A 16,014-nucleotide genomic window follows, 5' to 3' on the forward strand; every position below is an offset into this window, starting at 1 on the left:
GCCCGCAACCCAAGACAGACGCGCCCGCCCCGGAGCCGGGGGCCGCGGGGTCCTTCCGTTTGCGTCTCGACATCTCTTACGACGGCACCGATTTCGCGGGCTGGGCACGCCAGATCGGGCAACGGACGGTGTGCGAAACCCTGGAGTCCACTCTCGCGACCGTGCTGCGTATCCCGGTGCGGCTCACCGTCGCCGGACGCACCGACGCCGGGGTGCACGCAACCGGCCAAGTGGCACATACCGATATCCCGGAAACCGCGCTCGACACCCGATCGATCGCCGGCGATCCGTCGAAGTTGGTGGGGCGGTTGGCGAAGATGCTGCCCGACGACGTCCGGGTGCGCGAGATCGTCCGGGTCACCGACCATTTCGACGCCCGGTTCTCCGCGCTGCGTCGGCACTACGTCTACCGGCTCACCGACGCGCAGTGGGGGGCCGAGCCGATCCATGCGCGCACCACGGCCGAATGGCGGCGGCCGATCGACGTCGACGCGATGAACGCGGCCTCGGCAACACTGGTGGGGCTCAACGACTTCGCCGCGTTCTGTCGTCGACGCGAAGGGGCGACGACCATCCGCGATCTGCAGCGCTTCGACTGGCAGCGCGACGACGAGGGTGTGCTGGTCGGCCGGGTGAGCGCCGACGCCTTCTGCTGGTCGATGGTGCGTTCCCTGGTCGGTACGGTGGCCAGTGTCGGTGACGGACGGCGCGACATCGATTGGTGCCGTGGACTTCTCGGAGAGACCGAACGCAACAGCCGCATCCCCGTCGCCGAGGCTCGGGGGCTGTGTCTCGTCGGGGTCGACTATCCCGCCGACGACGAACTCGCCGCCCGCAACGAGATCACCCGGGACGTGCGGACCTCCACGGGTGGCTGCTGCGGCGGCTGACCCACGCCGACAGCAACCACTTTCCCGTCGACAGCAACCACTTTCCCACCCACAGCAACCACTTTCCCGTCCACAGCAACCAGCGGTCGTTGCTGTGGGTGAGAAAGTGGTTGCTGTCGGCGGATTAGTGGTTGCTGTCGGCGGGGGCGGCGGGGTCAGCGGTGAGGTAGGCGACGACCATGTCGCCCAGCATTTTTCGCTGCTGCGCGCGGTGGTCGGCGGCAGTGAGGTCGCGGCCGAAGAGTGTCTTGAACGTGTAGCGGTTGGCGACCCGGAAAACGCAGAAGCTACTGATGAGCTGGTGCACGTCGAGGGCGTCGACGTCATCGCGGAACAGGCCGCGGGTGCGGCCGACCTCGAGGATGCGGCCGAGGATGTCGACGGCGGGGCTGCCGAGGTTCTGCACCGCCGCCGAGTTCTTGATGTGTGCGCCCTTCAGGATGTTCTCGTTTGCGACGATACGGATGAAGTCGGGGTTGCGGTCGTGGTGGTCGAAGGTGATCTCGGCGAGTTGGCGGATCGCGGTCACCGGATCGTCCTCGATGTGGCTGACCCGCTGCTCGAGGCGGCGGATCTTGCCGTACGACGCCTCGAGGACCGCCTGGTAGAGGCCCTCCTTGTCGCCGTAGTAGTAGTACAGCATCCGCTTGGTGGTGTGGGTCTTCGCGGCGATCTCGTCGACGCGTGCGCCCGCGAACCCCTTGTCGGAGAACTCCTTGGTCGCGACGGCGACGATGTTCGCCTTGGTGCGGTCGGCGTCGCGCCGGCGGACGGCCTCGGTGGTCACGCTATGAACTCTATCGTTCGTACAGACGTCGCCGGTCACGCCGATCGTCGCAGGCCGGCGTCCTCGGCGGCGATGAGCTCACCGATGTGCCGGGTCATCCGGTCGGCGTCGGGTTCGATGCCGGCGAACAGCGCCAACGCGTCGACGGCCTGGTGCACTGCCATGCCGTCGCCGGTCAGGGTGCGGGCGCCGATAGTGCGGGCGGTGGCGATGAGTTCGGTGACGACCGGACGGTAGACGACCTCGGCCACCCAGAGGTCGGGGCGCAGTGCCGATGCGTCGATCGCCATGCCCGGATGGGCAGCCATGCCGATCGGGGTGGCGTGCACGAGTCCGTCGGCGTCGGCGATCCGGTCGATCGCGTCGGCGGTGCCGCTCGCGGTGATCTCGACGTCGGCGAACATCGGCCGCAAGGTGGCCGCGAGGGTGTCGGCGCGGGTTGGGTCGTGGTCGACGAGGTGGAAACGATCGACGCCGCGGGAGAGCATCGCGTAGGCGACGGCAGATCCGGCGCCGCCGGCACCGAGCTGCACCACACTGGTTCGCGACACCGGTTCACGACTTTCGGCTCCGAAGTGCAGATCGAAGTTGCGGGCGAATCCGGACCAGTCGGTGTTGTGGCCGACGGTGCGGCCCGCGTCGTCGAAGACCACGGTGTTCACCGCACCGAGTCGGCGGGCGTCCGGCGACAGCTCGTCGAGATGGGCGATGATCCGCTGCTTGAACGGATGGGTGACGTTGAGACCGCGCATACCCGCTCGGCGGGCGCGGTCGAGGACGTCGGCGAGGTCGATGGAGTCGATCGCCGACGACCGGACGTCGAGGGTGAGGTAGGTGTAGTCGATGCCTTGGGCGGCGGCCTCGCGCTCGTGCATCGGCGGGGTGAGTGATCGGGTGATGCCCTGCCCGATCAGGGCGCAGACCACCGCTCCGTCAGTGACTTGGGTTGTGGCGGTGGCGAATTCGGAGTCGAACATCTCCAGTCTCTTTCGTCGGTGGCGGCTGCGTTGCTCCCCGAGGTGCGGGGACCTCGGGGAGCAACAGGGGAGGGCTCAGGCGGTGACGGTGGCGGAGGTCGTCGGATTCACGGTGCCGGTCGGGGTGGCTGCGGTCGCGCCGCCCTTCTCACCCAGTGCCATGGTGTCGACGTTGTTGGTCTCCTTCGCGGTGGCCGCGGCGATGGCGGCGACGACCGCGAACGCGGAGACCACCACGGCGACCGGCAGCCAGCCCATACGACCCTCACCGAGGATGGCCGAGGCGATCAGCGGCAGGAAACCCGAGGCCATGAAGCCGATCTGGGTACCGATAGCGACACCCGAGTAGCGGACGCGGGCCGGGAACATCTCGGAGTAGAACGACGGCCAGATGGCGTTGGCGGCGGCGTAGATGACCGACTGGATGATCAGCGTGGCGAACAGGATGGCCCAGAACGATCCGGTGGTGATGATCGCAAGGTACGGGAAGGCCAGTACCGCGCAACCGATCGCGCCGCCGATGAATACCGGCTTGCGTCCGATGCGGTCGGCCGCGATGCCCCACAGCGGCTGGCTCACGAGCATGGTCAGGTTCGCGATGATGCTGATGATCAGCATCGAGCTCTTGGACACCTCGAAGTCGGTGGTGGCGTACTTGAGGGCGAAGGTGGAGAACAGGGTGCTCATGACGGACACGGTGGCGCACAGGATGACGCGGACCAGGGCGCGCCAGTGGAAGCGCAGCAGCACCAGCAGCGGGATGTCGGAGATCGCGTCGGCTTCCTTGGCCTGCTCGAAGACAGGGGTCTCGGGCAGCGTGCGGCGGATCAGGTAGGCGACGATCATCACGACGGCGGAGAACCAGAACGGCACGCGCCAACCCCAGCTGAGCAGGATGTCCTCGGGCAGCGCGGCCACCGGGAGGAACGCGAGCGTGCCGACGAGCAGGCCGGCCTGGGTGCCGTTGAGTGTCCAGCTGGCGTAGAAGGCGCGTTTGCCGGAATCGGCGTGCTCGACGGTCAGCGAACTCGCCCCGGACTGCTCACCTGCGGCCGACAGGCCCTGGAACAGTCGTAGGACGACCAGCGCGATCGGAGCGGCGATGCCGATGGCGTGATAGTCGGGCAGGCAGCCGATGAGGAAGGTGGCCACACCCATCAGCACCAGGGTGAACACGAGGACTCGCTGCCGGCCGATCCGGTCGCCGTAGTGGCCCAGGATCACTGCGCCGATCGGTCGGGCGACATAGGCCACGCCGAAGGTGGCGAAGGCTGCGAGAGTGCCTGCACCCGAGCTGAACTCGGGGAAAAAGATCTTGTTGAACACCAGCGCGGACGCGGTGCCGAAGATGAAGAAGTCGTAGTACTCGACCAGGCTCCCCATGAAGCTGGCGAGTGCGGCCTTGCGCGGCTGTGCAGCCGGCGCGGCCTCGGGGGTGGCGGTCATCAGTCCTCCTGAAGTGGTGCGGGCTGCCACATCTGTCAACAGCGTGTGACTGAGACTACAAAGCGACTCAAGCCACGTCAAGGCAACTAACCAGATAGTTCATAAATTCTTTATTTGCCCAGGTATAGAGGTCGGAATCTCCGCCCGAATGTTCCGACCCTGGTGCCAAGAATGAACTGTTTGGTACATTATCGCCACTGTGTCAGCCGCCACACGAGGAGGATGCGATGACCGCTACAGCACCGGGAACCCGCGAGATGTCGGATACCGCGGGGTCGATGCCGCGCACATCCATCGCCACCGTCTGCCTGTCGGGCACCTTGGCCGAGAAGCTGGACGCCGCCGCTGCGGCCGGCTTCGGCGGCGTCGAGGTGTTCGAACCCGACTTCGTCGCTGCGCCGATGCGGCCGGCCGAGCTCGCGCGTGCCGCCGCTGATCGTGGCCTGAGCCTCGACCTCTACCAACCGTTCCGCGACCTCGACCACGTCGACCCCAACCGATTCGCCCGCAACCTGGTGCGACTGGAGCGCAAGTTCGATGTGATGGACGAACTCGGCTGCGACCTGCTGCTGGTGTGCTCGTCGCCGCTGACCTCCGCAGTTGACGACGACGCACTGTTGATCGAGCAGCTCGGCGCCGCCGCGCAGATCGCAGCCCGCCGCGGCAAGCGCATCGCCTACGAGGCGCTGGCCTGGGGGACCGCGGTCAACGATTACCGGCACGCCGCGAACATCGTTGCCGCTGTGGATAACCCGGCCCTGGGTACCTGCCTCGACAGTTTCCACATCCTCTCCCGCGGCGACGACCCTGCGCCGATCGCCGACCTGCCCGCCGAGTCGATCTTCTTCCTGCAACTCGCCGACGCGCCACGTATGTCGATGGACATCCTGCAGTGGAGCCGCCATCACCGGTGTCTGCCCGGACAGGGCAACTTCGACCTGCAGACGTTCATCCGCGCAGTCCAGGCGTCCGGTTATCGGGGTCCGTGGTCGTTGGAGATCTTCAGCGACGTGTTCCGCCACGCCGACCCGTATCGAACCGCACGCGACGCGCAACGGTCGCTGCGCTACCTCGCAGAGCTCGCGACCGAGGCCGGACCGAGTACCCCGTCGGCGGCCCGAGACGTCGTCTCCATTCGCGTCGCGGCCGGCCCGCAGATGGCGCCGGAAGTAGCGAAGACGCTGTCGCACATCGGGTTCGACCTGCAGGGTGTCGGCAGCGAGACCGGGTTGCGGCTCTATCGCGACGCCGAGGTCGCCGTCGTCGTGGACACCACGGTCGGCACCGTGTGGAGTGCCCCGGGGATCGCGCCTGACATGCCGACCATCGCCCAAATCGGTATCCGCAGTGACGATCCCGTCGCGTGGGCGGACCGTGCAGCGCGATTCGACGTGCCGGTCGCACCGGTCGCCGCGCCAGGCGCCACTGCGGGCGCGGACTCCGACACGGAAGTGGTGCGACTCAACGTCACCGAGACGCTGTCGATCGACTTGCGTTCCCCGGAATCCGCGGACGACTGGCAGCGTCGCTTCGACCTGGTGCCGCGCGACGCCCGCCCGCCCGCCGAGTTGTTCACCGGTGTCGACCACGTCGGTCTCGGCATCGGCACCGCCGCATGGGAGGGCGCAATGTTGTTGCTGCGCTCGGTGTTCCGGATGTCTGTCGACGACGGACTCGACGTTCCGGACGCCGTGGGCACCATGCGCAGTCAAGCGCTCACCATGGACACCGACTCGGGATCGGCGGTGCGCATCGTCGCGTCGATGGTGCCGACCCAGCTCGACGGGCACGGGCCCCTGCGTCGTCGAGGTGGATTGACCCACGCGGCGTTCGCCTGTACCGACATCGTCGCAACCGCCGCGGCCTGCCGGGAGCGTGGCCTGGTGGCACTGCCCATCCCGGACAACTACTACGACGACCTCGCCGCGCGTTTCGACCTGCCCGATGATCTCGTCGCACAGCTGCGCACCTACGACATCCTCTACGACGCCGACTCCGACGGCGGCGAGTTCTTCCACTTCTTCACGCCGACGATCGGCGAAGATCTCTTCTTCGAAATCGTCTGTCGCCGAGGCAGTTACCGAGGCTACGGGGAGCCGAACTCGCCGGTACGGGTCGCGGCCGAGTTGGCTCGTGGTGGCACGGACCTCCCGGGCTCGGAGTAACGCCGCGGATGGTCAGGGGCGGAGTTTGAGCCCGCGGGAGTCGGGAACGCTTCCGGTGAGGATGAGGATCCCGTCGATCAAAGCCCAGATGCCCACGGCTGCCAGCAGAACGAAGCCGATGAGGAAGATCATCGTCAGGAACCCGAAGACGGTCAGGGCCAGCTGAATGGCGCCGATTGTGGTGTGACCGAGGTAGAAGCGCCCGATGCCCAACGTTCCCAGAAAGATCTGGAGGAGCCCGGCGACAACCTTCGACTTGTCCGAGAGCGCTTCGCCGGTGAACGGATCACGGCCGTAGGGCGCCATCGGATCCACGAAGGGCTGCATTCCGTAAGGATTCGGCGGATACCCGAATGCGGGATCGGGTTGCGGGGGAAAACCATAGCCGGGTGCAGGCGGGTACTGCTGCCGCCAGGGTTCTTGTCCCATCGGGTCGCCACCATACGGGTTGGTCATGGACCCATGGTCCCATGCATGTCCGGGCCGGGTGAACCCGGAGGCGGTACTCAGGTTGCGCTGCGCTCGTCCTCGATCGCCTCGAGTACGGCCTCGACGGTCTCGTCGTCGCCGGTGAAGTCCTCAGGCCGTTGACCTTCGGACATCAGACGCTGCCAATTGGTCGGGTCGAAGTCGACCGGCTGGTTGTGGTCCATGAAGTCGGCGACGATGCGGACGAACCGTTCCGGGTCGTCGTGGAACGGAAAATGTCCTGCACCGCCGAAGGTTTCGAGTTCTGAATGGGGAATCGCGGAGTGTGCCAACAGGGCGTGGTGGTAGGGGATCACGGTGTCGTGGTCGCCCCACACCAGCAGCACGGGGAGGCGTTCGGTCAGGTAACAGCGGTCCATCATGGTGACCACCTGCCCGCGCCAGTCCACCACGGCGCGCAGGGTCCGCAGGAATGCCGCGGATGCGGTCGGGTCGGTCAGATCCCCGAGGACCCGCATGAGATCTTCGTGGTCGTTGAGCATCCGCTTCGGCGACACGGCGCTCGGTAGCCCGGGCAGGTGCGGGGCGGCGGCGAGGGTGCGGGCGGCCAGGGTCAGTGACGGCATCACGCCGGGCACCCGCAGCAGGTTCAGGATCTCGTGGGCCACCGGCATCGACACGAGCCGCAGGGCCGGGTTGACGTCGCGGGTGACCCCGCCCGCCGCGACCAGGATCAGCCGCTCGGCGAACCGCGGAAACTGGTAGCAGAACTGCATGGCGATGCCGCCGCCGAGGGAGTGTCCGACGACGGTGACCTTGCTGATGCCCAGCACGACGAGCAGATCACGCATGCCGTTGGCGAAGGCGGGTACCGAGTAGTCGGCGCGGGGCTTGTCGGACTTGCCGTGCCCGAGCAGGTCCGGCGCGATGACCGTGTAGTGCTGCGCGAGCATCGGGATGATCTCGTTCCAGGTCGACGAGTTGTCGCCGATGCCGTGGATCAGGAGCAGGGCGGGTCCGCTGCCGGCGATGCGGTAGGCGCGCCGATACCCGTGAATGGTGTGGTACTCGACACGGACCTGCGTGTTGGACACCGGACGCAGCACGGTGGACCCGTTGCCGGCTTTCTTGCCGGCGCGCGCTGGGGTCCGCGCACCCGTTTCGGGCGGTTTCGTGGTTCCGGTCACGGTGGCTCCTCACATCACGGCGACGTGACGCCTACGAGTAAACCCTACGTTGGGACATCGTGCCGAATATGTTGCATTGAGTTAACGCAAGGGTTCGTAGGGTGGAGGTCGATGAACCCGTTCGACATCGACACTTTCCTGGCCACCGCCGGCCTGCTCGGTCTATGCGGCCTGATCTTCATCGAGACCGGTCTGCTCATCGGATTCGTGTTTCCCGGTGATTCGGTGCTGTTCACGGCCGGTGTGTTCGCCGCGCAGCCCGATCCGTTCGCACCCGTGTGGCTGCTGTGCCTGCTGGTACCGCTTGCGGCGATCCTCGGCGACCAACTCGGCTATCTCATCGGCCGACGGCTCGGCTCCAGCGTCGTCGAGGGTCGGCTGATGCGGGCGATCGGTCCCGAACCCCTCGACCGCACCCACCGGTTCTTCGAACGCTACGGCGCGCTGACCGTGTTCTTCGCCCGGTTCATCGGGATCGTGCGCACTCTCACCCCGATCGTCGCCGGCTTCACCGGCATGCGCTATCGCGTGTTCACCCTGTTCAGCGTCCTCGGCAGCATCGTGTGGGCGGCCGGGATCATCCTGCTTGGGTACTTCCTCGGACAGGTCACGGTGATCCGCGAGAACATCGACCTGTTCATCATCGCGTCGGTACTCACCGTCGTCGTACCGACGGCGATCCACTTCGGCCGACGATGGCGGGCCACCCGGCGGTCGGCAACGAAGGCGCCCGGCGTCAGGGATGGAACGGCCCGGCGAAACCCTGATCAGCAGTAGTGGGTTGGTATTCGTTGCCGCCCGAGGTGAAGTCGTCGGCGACGGTGGCGGCCAGTTCGACGAAGGCGCGCCGGGTCGGCTTGCCGATGAGATCGAGATCGATATCGGCGCCCTCGGAGAGGTGGTCGTCGAACGGGATCTGGTGCACGGCACGGCAGCGGGTGAGGAAGTGTGCGGCGAGCTGGTTCGTGTCGATCGTCGAGGCGCCGGGCCGTGACGAACTGAGCACCACCACCGCACCGGATACGAGATGTCCGTAGCCGTGCGCCTCGAGCCAGTCCAGCGTCGAGCCTGCGCTGCGCGCACCGTCGAGCGCCGGTGAGCTGACCAGGATGATCGAGTTCGCCAGGTCGAGCACACCGTTCATGGCCGAGTGACTCAGTCCGGTTCCGCAGTCGGTGATGATGATGTTGTAGAAACGCTGCAGGATCTGCACGACACCGCGGTACTCGTCCTCGCTGAACGCCTCGGCCACGGCCGGATCACGTTCGGAAGCAAGCACTTCCAGACGGCTCGGTGCCTGCGAGGTGTGGGCGCGCACGTCGGAGTAGCGGTAGACGTTGGTATCGGCGAGCAGATCGCGCACGGTCGATCGGGTCTGCTGCGGGATGCGCTGCGCGAGCGTGCCGAGGTCGGGATTGGCGTCGACGGCGATCACCCGGTCACCGCGCAACGAGGAGAACGTGGAGCCGAGCCCGACCGTGGTGGTGGTCTTGCCGACGCCGCCCTTGAGCGACAGCACCGCGATCCGGTAATCGCCCCGCACCGGGCGGTTGACGCGCTCGAGGAGCTGCTTGTACTCGACGTCGGCCGACGACTCGCCGGGGTTGATGGTGCCGGCGGAGATCGTGTGGACCGCACGTCGCCAGCCGCGGCTCGGGGCTCGGCGGGCCTTGCGGATCAGCGCCACCTCGTCGAGTCCTGGTCCATTCTGCGGCTGCCCGAAGCCGGGGGCCGGGGCGTCGGTCGGGAACCCGTTCGGCGGCATCGGCCGGCCGGGCGGCGGGAAGGACTGTGGCGCGGGCGAGTGTGGTGGGAAGGACTGTGGCGGGATCGCGTCGTTCGGGCCGGTCGGGGGTGGTCCTGGCTGGGGTGGTCCTGACACGGGTGGTCCCGGCTGGGGTGGTCCCGACTGGGGCGGCCCGGGGTGGGCTACCGGGGGCTGGGGTGCGGCCTGCTGGGCTACCGGGGGTCGGCTTGCCGGTGGCTGGGGCACCGGCTGTTGGGGTCCCGGCTGCTGGTGCGCGGGCGGCGGCGCCTGGTGGTGCGGCGGGTGATGCGGGTGTGGCTGCTGCGGCGCGTACGGCATGCCGGTGGGCGGGGCCGGAGGAGGCAGTGAGTCCGGAAAGGCCCGATTCTCGTGCCGGCCATCGGTCCGGGACGAATCGTCGGCGGGTTCGGGGGCGAACTGCAACCAGGGCGGGGGAGCCGGCTGACCAGAGTTCTCCGTGGCGTCGGAGTTGTCGTACGTCATTCGGAATGGTCCCCCTGCGAAACTTTGCCCGTGTGTATCACCTGCAGGGCAGTCTAGGGCACCCGGCCGGTCGGGCCGAATCCGTCGACGACCCGATCCGGCCTGGGTGAGCTCGCTGACCAGCCGCGATCCCGGAGTCGGGGTGGTGCGATCAGATGACGCCCGCCTCGGTGAGGGCCGCGAGGGTGTCGTCGCTCAGGCCGAGCAAGCCGCGGTAGATCTCCTCGTTGTGATAGCCGGGTCGCGGTGGCCCCGCCGAGACCACTGTGCCCGGTGACTCCGACAATTTGGGCACGATCCCGGGCCCGAGGATGTCGCGGCCGATGCGTTCGTCGTGGTGCGGGACGAACATGTCCCGGGCCTGCAACTGGGGATCGCGCATGACCTCGGCGATCGTGTTCACCGGGCCCACCACGACGCCGGCCGCGCCCAGCTTCTCGATCAGCTCGTCGCTGGTGTGCTGTTTGGCCCAGCCGGCGATGATGTCGTCGAGTTCGTCCTGATTGACGCCGCGCGCGTGATGGTCGACGAATCGGGGATCGGTCGCCAGCTCCGGCCGGTCCATCGCTGCGCACAACCGTCGGTACACGGTGTCCTGGTTGGCGGCGATCACCACCCGCAATCCGTCGGCCGCCAGATAGAGGTTCGACGGCGCGATGCCGTCGAGCCGGGTGCCGGACGGACCGCGGACCACCCCGGCCAGGTCGTAGTCGGCGATGGTGGACTCCTGCACCGCCAGGCATGCCTCGGTGAGTGCGGTGTCGACGACCTGCCCGGTCCCGGTCACCGTCCGCCGATACAGCGCGGCCAGCGCACCCTGCGTGGCGAACATCCCGGCCAAGGTGTCACCGATGGACAGCGCCAGCCGCGGTGGTGCCTCCCCGGGGTAGCCGTTCAGATAGCGCAGCCCGCTCTCGGCCTCGGCGACCGAGGCGTACCCGGCGCGGCCGGCGGCCGGCCCGGTCTGCCCGTATCCCGAGACCCGCACCAGGATGATTCCCGGATTGCGTTCGGCGAGCACGTCATAGCCCAGATTCCATCGCTCCAGCGTGCCGGGACGGAAGTTCTCCACCACGATGTCGGAGCGGTCGATGAGGTCGAGGAAGATGCCTCGACCCTCGGTCGACCGGAGATCGAGGGTGATCGCCTTCTTGTTGCGGGCATGCACCGTCCAGTAGACGCGTTCGCCGTTCTCCTCGGCCTGACCCCACGTGCGGATCGGATCGGGCAACCCCGGGGCCTCGATCTTGATGATCTCGGCGCCCATGTCACCCAGCAGACGACCGGCCATCGGTCCGGCGATCAGGGTGCCCAGTTCCAGAACCCGGACGCCGTCGAGTGCGCCGCGCGGGGATTCGTCAGGAGTGCTCACCCAGACAGCATTACCGATCGACCGGACCTCCGACAGATCGGGGCAGGGAAAAGTGGAACCGGATTCAGGTGGCGTGCGTCCAATGATCGGAGGGGAGAAACCGACATGACACCCATGACCGACGATCCAACCGCCGTGGACCCCGCGGCCGACGATCCCACGGCTCACGATCCCACGGCTTACGATCCCGCGGCGACGACCTCGACGGCCCGATCGACAACGGGTGCCCTCGCGGTCACCACCACCCCGCAGGGTTTGCCGCTGTCGGTCCGCATCTCGGATAGGGCGCTTGATCGAGAACCGGCGGCGCTGGCCGAGGAGATCTTCCGGCTCTGTCGCCAGTCGGCGATGGTGGCGGGAATTCGATTGCGCGAGCATCTGATCGGCTCCGGGGTCGATCGCGACGTGGTGGCCGCGATGCAGTTGCCGACCATCGACGATCTCGCCCGCGCCGAGCACCGCGACGACCACGAACTGGCCGATCGCACATCGTGGCTGCGGCCGGTCTGAGCGGCGTGCCATGAGTTGGGCGATGGATGAGATCGAAGCACGGGCGAGTGCACAACTCGACCGAATGCACGAACTGAACGACGCTCTGTCGTCGATCCGGGTACGCGAGACCTCCGACGACGGCCTGGTCACGGTGCAGGTCGACGGCACCGGAGCGCTCACCGGGCTGTGGCTGGCCGACGCCGCGACCGCACTCGGCGGTCAGCGGCTCGGCGACCTCATTGTTGCGACCGCCGGGCATGCCGCGGCGCAGGCCTTTGCCCGGCACGTCGCGATCACCGACGAGTTCCGCGTGTCCTTCGGCGACCTCGTCGCCACGCGTCCTCCGAACGGATGATGGTGCACACCAACGGAACCGGATTGCCGGTCGGTGCGTCTGATCTGGTGAGACCGAAACTGCGGAAGGAGTACCCATGGGCGAGGTGACGGTGGTCCCCGCGGCCGTCGAGGCATTCGGGGCGACGAGCGCGAGCACTGCGAGTGCGGTCCTCGCCGCGGGCTCGGTGAACGCGGCGGCCCAGACGGCGGCGATGATCCCCGTGTTCGGGCTGATCGGTCAGGAGTTCCTCGCGTCGTTCATCGCAGCGCAAGCCAATCACCTTCTGGCCGTGGGAAATCTGGCCGCCGTGCACGCCGGAACCGCGGCCGCGACCTTCTCGGGCCTGGATCGTCTGCAGTCCGATGACGCCGGCGCGAGCGCCGTGATCCGCGGAGCACGATGAGCGTGGCCGGCCCCGCACCCACGAAAGCGGTTGCGTGCATGGACATGTCGGTGCGCGACATGATCGATGCGACACCACTCGGACCGATCCTCGAGCGGCCGGTCGGCGAGGTGCTGGCCGGTCTCGGCCTGCCGCCGCTGCCGCAACTTCCGGCGCTCCCGCCACTGCCGGGCCTGCCACCCCTCCCGCCGCTGGACCTAACCCTGCTGATCAAACCGATCACCGATCTCCTCGGTGCGTTCGGCACCGGCGACCTGGCGGCGGGTGGACTCGATCCGTCGGCGGTGTTCAAGAGTCTGTCCACCGCGCTCGAGGCGTCGATGTCGGTGGGGTCGGCGGCGTGCAAGGCCCTTGACAAGCTGTGGACCGGCACCGCCTCGACAGCGGCGACGGCCAAGGCGGCGCAGACGACCGCCGACACCGGCAAGGTCGCGACGCAGGGGACCGGAATCTCGATCGACCTGCAGGCCGCGGCGGCCATCGTCGGCGCGGGGGTGGCCACGCTGCAGGGCATCATCGCTGCGACGATCAGCAAGATCGCCGGCACCGTCCCCATCCTCGCCACCCCGGCCGGACAGGCACTCGCGGTCGGATTCGCCACCGAGGGACTCTCGGAGGCCACCGCCGCGGTGGCGGCCACCCGCGCACAGCTGCTGGGTCCCACCGCGACGATGACCGCGAATGGTGCGCCCGTACCGATCACCCACGCACCCGCGCCCGGACCATCGCCGTTCGCGATCGCCGGCGCCGTCATCGACGGCCTCGCGCCGGTCGTGTCGTCGCTGGCCGGGCTACCCGCCGCGATGACCCCGACGTCGAGTGTCCGATCATCGACCCCGGCGTCCACCCCGGCACATCCCGGCACGTCGAAACCGGTATCCGGCTGTGGCACAGAACCGTCCGGTGCTCCAGCCGGCGTCATCGCCGGCGCAGGCGGTATAGGCGGCGCGGCAGGCGCGGGGATCGCGGGGGACGCCGGGCGAACCCAACCCGCGGGGATCGCCGCCCCGGGTGTCGCCGGTCTCCAGGCCACTCCGCTGTCGGCGGCGCGGGCGGTGTCCTCGCCCCTGCCCGGCACCACCGAACCCGCCGGCTACGCACCGCAGCAGACGCCGCGCACGCCAACCGCCACACCCGGTCCGGTTGCGGCCGCCATGGCGCCGGTCGGTGCGAAGGGAACCGTTCGTGGTGCCGCTGCGTCCAATGAACAACACATACTGCCGGAGTATCTGGTGACGCCCGGAAACGGGCGGTGCGTCGTCGGCAGCGTGCCCGACGTGGCGCCCGCAGTTCTCGGTCACGACGCCGAACCCGCAGTTCTGCCGGCGGATATCGGCTTGCGTCTCGGACCGCCGCCAGATGCGCAGCTGCCGATCTGAGGATCGAATCAACCGGCGCAACAAGAGTTTCCGGATCATCGGTGCAGCCGATCGGTGCGGGAAGCGATCACGGTATCGGAGTCTCGGTGCCGCCAGGGCATCGACGACGTGCGGTGCCACAACCTGAAGGAGGAACCAATTATGACCGGGTTGAATCTCGATGTGGCTGCCGCACAAGCATCGTCGAAATCGATCAGCGGCATCGTCGACGCGATGCACGGCATTCTGCGACAGATCCAGACGTCGTCGCAGACCGGGATGGCGACGTGGCACGGCCAGGCGTCGAAGTCGTTCGACAGCACGCAAACCGACTGGAGTGGGACGGCCGCGAAACTGCAGGCCGCGCTCAACGACATCGAGGCGCGGTTGACCACCGGGTTCAAGGGCTACGACGAGCACGACTCCGGGATCGCCTCGGCCATCGCGTCGAGCACCGGCGGCACCCTCAGCCTCTGAGCGATCGACCGACCGCCAACGACCACGCCACCGACACCCCGCCACCGACCATCAAGGAGAACACCATGTCCGATCTCATCAAGTACGACTTCGCCGGTCTCGAAACCCTCTCCGGCGATCTCGGCCGGCACTTCAGCGCGCTCGAGCAACTGTCCCACCAACTCAAGGGAGAAGTCACCAAACTGGGCGCCAACTGGACCTCGCAGCACGGCGCGGAGGCCTACCAGGCCGCGCAACTGCACTGGGACAAGCTGTTCGAGGAGGCCCGCGCCCGGCTGAACGGCCTCAGCCGGGGAGTGCAGAACGCGTCGAACACGATGGCCGGCACCGACCGTGCGGTGGGGCAGACCTTCCTCTGACCACCGGCTGACGCACGTGACGGTCGCTCGGCGCGCACCAGAGTAGGCACTGCGCAGTAGAGTCACCACTCGACAAACCGATGAGTCGGGTGTGCCGCACCGGACGCCGGAGCAGGCAGATGACGAAGGTGTCAGCCGAGGGTTCCAAGCGGGCGATCGTCGCCGCGTTGACAGCGAATGCGGGTATCGCGGTGGCCAAGTTCGTCGGCTTCCTGATCACCGGGTCGTCGTCGATGCTCGCCGAATCGGTGCACTCGGTCGCCGACACCTCCAATCAGGGGCTGCTGCTGTTCGGCCAGAACCGGGCGGCGCGGAAGGCGGATCGTCTGCACCCGTTCGGGTACGGGCGAAGTCGGTACTTCTACTCCTTCGTCGTCGCCCTGGTCATCTTCAGTCTCGGTTCGCTGTTTGCGCTCTATGAGGGTGTCGAGAAGATCCGGCACGCGCACGACCACGGACTCGAGTCGCCGATGGTCGCGGTGATCATCCTGCTCATCGCGATGGCGCTGGAGGGCTACAGTTTCGCGACTGCCTATCGAGAGTCCAAGCCGCTCAAGGGCAATGCGAGCTGGTGGCGGTTCATCCGCAACACCCGCTCGCCCGAACTGCCGGTCGTGCTGCTCGAGGACACCGGCGCGCTGATCGGTCTCGTCTTGGCGTTGGGTGGTGTCGGACTGACGATGCTGACCGGTGACGCGATCTGGGACGGTATCGGCACCGTGTGCATCGGCGTGTTGCTCGGCGTCATCGCCATCATCCTGATCGTCGAGATGCAGAGCCTGCTGATCGGGGAGGGTGCCACCGACGCCGAAGAGCAGGCACTGCTGCGCGCCCTCGAATCCGACGGCGTCGACCGGGTCATCCACATGAAGACCCAATACCTCGGTCCCGAGGAGCTCCTCGTTGCCGCCAAGATCGCCATCCCGGCGGGCACCGATGTCACCGCGGTTGCGGCTGCCATCGATGCCGCCGAGGCGCGAGTCCGATCGGCGGTGCCGCAGGCCCGCGTCATCTATCTCGAACCGGACATCGATCGGGGCGTCGCACCCACCTCGTGACGGCTCGTGGCGGAGTTACGATCCGT

The 16,014-nt window shown here is 67.7% G+C and carries 17 protein-coding genes; 10 read left to right on the plus strand and 7 right to left on the minus strand.

What is annotated here, in order from left to right; genetic code table 11:
• Window positions 1–890: tRNA pseudouridine(38-40) synthase TruA (truA, locus tag AAFP30_RS00215; RefSeq protein WP_419227820.1), on the plus strand; the 890-nt coding region annotated here is incomplete at its 5' end.
• A 124-nt stretch (window positions 891–1,014) separates the two neighbouring features.
• Here the strand turns inward: truA and AAFP30_RS00220 are convergent.
• The 3 genes from AAFP30_RS00220 to AAFP30_RS00230 form a co-directional block, all read right to left on the minus strand.
• Window positions 1,015–1,677 (minus strand): TetR/AcrR family transcriptional regulator, encoded by a 663-nt coding sequence (locus AAFP30_RS00220; RefSeq protein WP_419227821.1) that lies wholly within the window; start codon window positions 1,675–1,677, stop codon window positions 1,015–1,017.
• A 35-nt stretch (window positions 1,678–1,712) separates the two neighbouring features.
• Window positions 1,713–2,654 carry a shikimate dehydrogenase gene (locus AAFP30_RS00225; protein WP_419227822.1) on the minus strand — a complete coding sequence of 314 codons (942 nt, stop codon included), beginning with the start codon at window positions 2,652–2,654 and terminating at the stop codon, window positions 1,713–1,715.
• 75 nt (window positions 2,655–2,729) lie between these two features.
• Window positions 2,730–4,100 carry an MFS transporter gene (locus AAFP30_RS00230; RefSeq protein WP_419227823.1) on the minus strand — a complete coding sequence of 457 codons (1,371 nt, stop codon included), beginning with the start codon at window positions 4,098–4,100 and terminating at the stop codon, window positions 2,730–2,732.
• 227 nt (window positions 4,101–4,327) lie between these two features.
• On the opposite strand from AAFP30_RS00230, the gene AAFP30_RS00235 reads away from it, so the two are divergent.
• Window positions 4,328–6,265: a TIM barrel protein gene (locus AAFP30_RS00235; RefSeq protein ID WP_419227824.1), complete on the plus strand. Its 1,938-nt coding sequence runs from the start codon at window positions 4,328–4,330 to the stop codon at window positions 6,263–6,265.
• Window positions 6,266–6,277: 12 nt separating this feature from the next.
• Here the strand turns inward: AAFP30_RS00235 and AAFP30_RS00240 are convergent, their stop codons facing one another.
• Both AAFP30_RS00240 and AAFP30_RS00245 read right to left on the minus strand, forming a co-directional pair.
• Entirely contained in the window at window positions 6,278–6,721 is a 444-nt protein-coding gene (locus AAFP30_RS00240) for a TM2 domain-containing protein (protein WP_419227825.1), read from the minus strand.
• Between the two features lie 50 nt (window positions 6,722–6,771).
• Window positions 6,772–7,800, minus strand: a complete 1,029-nt coding sequence (locus AAFP30_RS00245; RefSeq protein ID WP_419228617.1) for an alpha/beta fold hydrolase — start codon at window positions 7,798–7,800, stop codon at window positions 6,772–6,774.
• Between the two features lie 192 nt (window positions 7,801–7,992).
• On the opposite strand from AAFP30_RS00245, the gene AAFP30_RS00250 reads away from it, so the two are divergent.
• Window positions 7,993–8,658 carry a DedA family protein gene (locus AAFP30_RS00250; protein WP_419227826.1) on the plus strand — a complete coding sequence of 222 codons (666 nt, stop codon included), beginning with the start codon at window positions 7,993–7,995 and terminating at the stop codon, window positions 8,656–8,658.
• Here the strand turns inward: AAFP30_RS00250 and AAFP30_RS00255 are convergent.
• Together AAFP30_RS00255 and AAFP30_RS00260 are read right to left on the minus strand one after the other, a co-directional pair.
• On the minus strand, window positions 8,618–10,132 hold the full coding sequence (locus tag AAFP30_RS00255; RefSeq protein WP_419227827.1) for a MinD/ParA family ATP-binding protein: 1,515 nt from the start codon (window positions 10,130–10,132) through the stop codon (window positions 8,618–8,620). The genes AAFP30_RS00250 and AAFP30_RS00255 overlap by 41 nt on opposite strands.
• Before the next feature lie 151 nt (window positions 10,133–10,283).
• Entirely contained in the window at window positions 10,284–11,504 is a 1,221-nt protein-coding gene (locus tag AAFP30_RS00260) for a CaiB/BaiF CoA transferase family protein (RefSeq protein ID WP_419227828.1), read from the minus strand.
• A 114-nt stretch (window positions 11,505–11,618) separates the two neighbouring features.
• Between AAFP30_RS00260 and AAFP30_RS00265 the strand changes: the two genes are divergently transcribed.
• The 7 genes from AAFP30_RS00265 (at window position 11,619) to AAFP30_RS00295 (ending at window position 15,988) form a co-directional block, all read left to right on the plus strand.
• On the plus strand, window positions 11,619–12,014 hold the full coding sequence (locus AAFP30_RS00265) for a hypothetical protein (RefSeq protein ID WP_419227829.1): 396 nt from the start codon (window positions 11,619–11,621) through the stop codon (window positions 12,012–12,014).
• A 22-nt stretch (window positions 12,015–12,036) separates the two neighbouring features.
• Window positions 12,037–12,351: a YbaB/EbfC family nucleoid-associated protein gene (locus tag AAFP30_RS00270; protein WP_419227830.1), complete on the plus strand. Its 315-nt coding sequence runs from the start codon at window positions 12,037–12,039 to the stop codon at window positions 12,349–12,351.
• Between the two features lie 76 nt (window positions 12,352–12,427).
• Window positions 12,428–12,736, plus strand: a complete 309-nt coding sequence (locus AAFP30_RS00275; protein WP_419227831.1) for a type VII secretion target — start codon at window positions 12,428–12,430, stop codon at window positions 12,734–12,736.
• The gene (locus AAFP30_RS00280; protein ID WP_419227832.1) at window positions 12,733–14,115 is read left to right on the plus strand and encodes a hypothetical protein; all 1,383 of its coding nucleotides are present in this window, start codon (window positions 12,733–12,735) and stop codon (window positions 14,113–14,115) included. Before AAFP30_RS00275 ends, AAFP30_RS00280 begins: the two co-directional genes overlap by 4 nt.
• Before the next feature lie 141 nt (window positions 14,116–14,256).
• Window positions 14,257–14,571, plus strand: a complete 315-nt coding sequence (locus tag AAFP30_RS00285) for a WXG100 family type VII secretion target (RefSeq protein ID WP_419227833.1) — start codon at window positions 14,257–14,259, stop codon at window positions 14,569–14,571.
• A gap of 65 nt (window positions 14,572–14,636) precedes the next feature.
• Window positions 14,637–14,930 carry a WXG100 family type VII secretion target gene (locus tag AAFP30_RS00290; RefSeq protein ID WP_419227834.1) on the plus strand — a complete coding sequence of 98 codons (294 nt, stop codon included), beginning with the start codon at window positions 14,637–14,639 and terminating at the stop codon, window positions 14,928–14,930.
• A gap of 128 nt (window positions 14,931–15,058) precedes the next feature.
• The gene (locus AAFP30_RS00295; protein ID WP_419228618.1) at window positions 15,059–15,988 is read left to right on the plus strand and encodes a cation diffusion facilitator family transporter; all 930 of its coding nucleotides are present in this window, start codon (window positions 15,059–15,061) and stop codon (window positions 15,986–15,988) included.
• Window positions 15,989–16,014: the final 26 nt, after the last annotated feature.

The organism is Gordonia sp. CPCC 205515 (assembly GCF_048537925.1).
Classification (GTDB): domain Bacteria; phylum Actinomycetota; class Actinomycetes; order Mycobacteriales; family Mycobacteriaceae; genus Gordonia.

What these genes read in the sequence shown, in the direction of transcription:
- AAFP30_RS00225 (WP_419227822.1), bottom strand. Translation starts at nt 2,654, where the DNA reads ATGTTCGACTCCGAATTCGCCACCGCCACAACCCAAGTCACTGACGGA.
- AAFP30_RS00230 (WP_419227823.1), bottom strand. Translation starts at nt 4,100, where the DNA reads ATGACCGCCACCCCCGAGGCCGCGCCGGCTGCACAGCCGCGCAAGGCC.
- AAFP30_RS00235 (WP_419227824.1), top strand. Translation starts at nt 4,328, where the DNA reads ATGACCGCTACAGCACCGGGAACCCGCGAGATGTCGGATACCGCGGGG.
- AAFP30_RS00240 (WP_419227825.1), bottom strand. Translation starts at nt 6,721, where the DNA reads ATGACCAACCCGTATGGTGGCGACCCGATGGGACAAGAACCCTGGCGG.
- AAFP30_RS00250 (WP_419227826.1), top strand. Translation starts at nt 7,993, where the DNA reads ATGAACCCGTTCGACATCGACACTTTCCTGGCCACCGCCGGCCTGCTC.
- AAFP30_RS00255 (WP_419227827.1), bottom strand. Translation starts at nt 10,132, where the DNA reads ATGACGTACGACAACTCCGACGCCACGGAGAACTCTGGTCAGCCGGCT.
- AAFP30_RS00265 (WP_419227829.1), top strand. Translation starts at nt 11,619, where the DNA reads ATGACCGACGATCCAACCGCCGTGGACCCCGCGGCCGACGATCCCACG.
- AAFP30_RS00270 (WP_419227830.1), top strand. Translation starts at nt 12,037, where the DNA reads ATGGATGAGATCGAAGCACGGGCGAGTGCACAACTCGACCGAATGCAC.
- AAFP30_RS00275 (WP_419227831.1), top strand. Translation starts at nt 12,428, where the DNA reads ATGGGCGAGGTGACGGTGGTCCCCGCGGCCGTCGAGGCATTCGGGGCG.
- AAFP30_RS00280 (WP_419227832.1), top strand. Translation starts at nt 12,733, where the DNA reads ATGAGCGTGGCCGGCCCCGCACCCACGAAAGCGGTTGCGTGCATGGAC.
- AAFP30_RS00285 (WP_419227833.1), top strand. Translation starts at nt 14,257, where the DNA reads ATGACCGGGTTGAATCTCGATGTGGCTGCCGCACAAGCATCGTCGAAA.
- AAFP30_RS00290 (WP_419227834.1), top strand. Translation starts at nt 14,637, where the DNA reads ATGTCCGATCTCATCAAGTACGACTTCGCCGGTCTCGAAACCCTCTCC.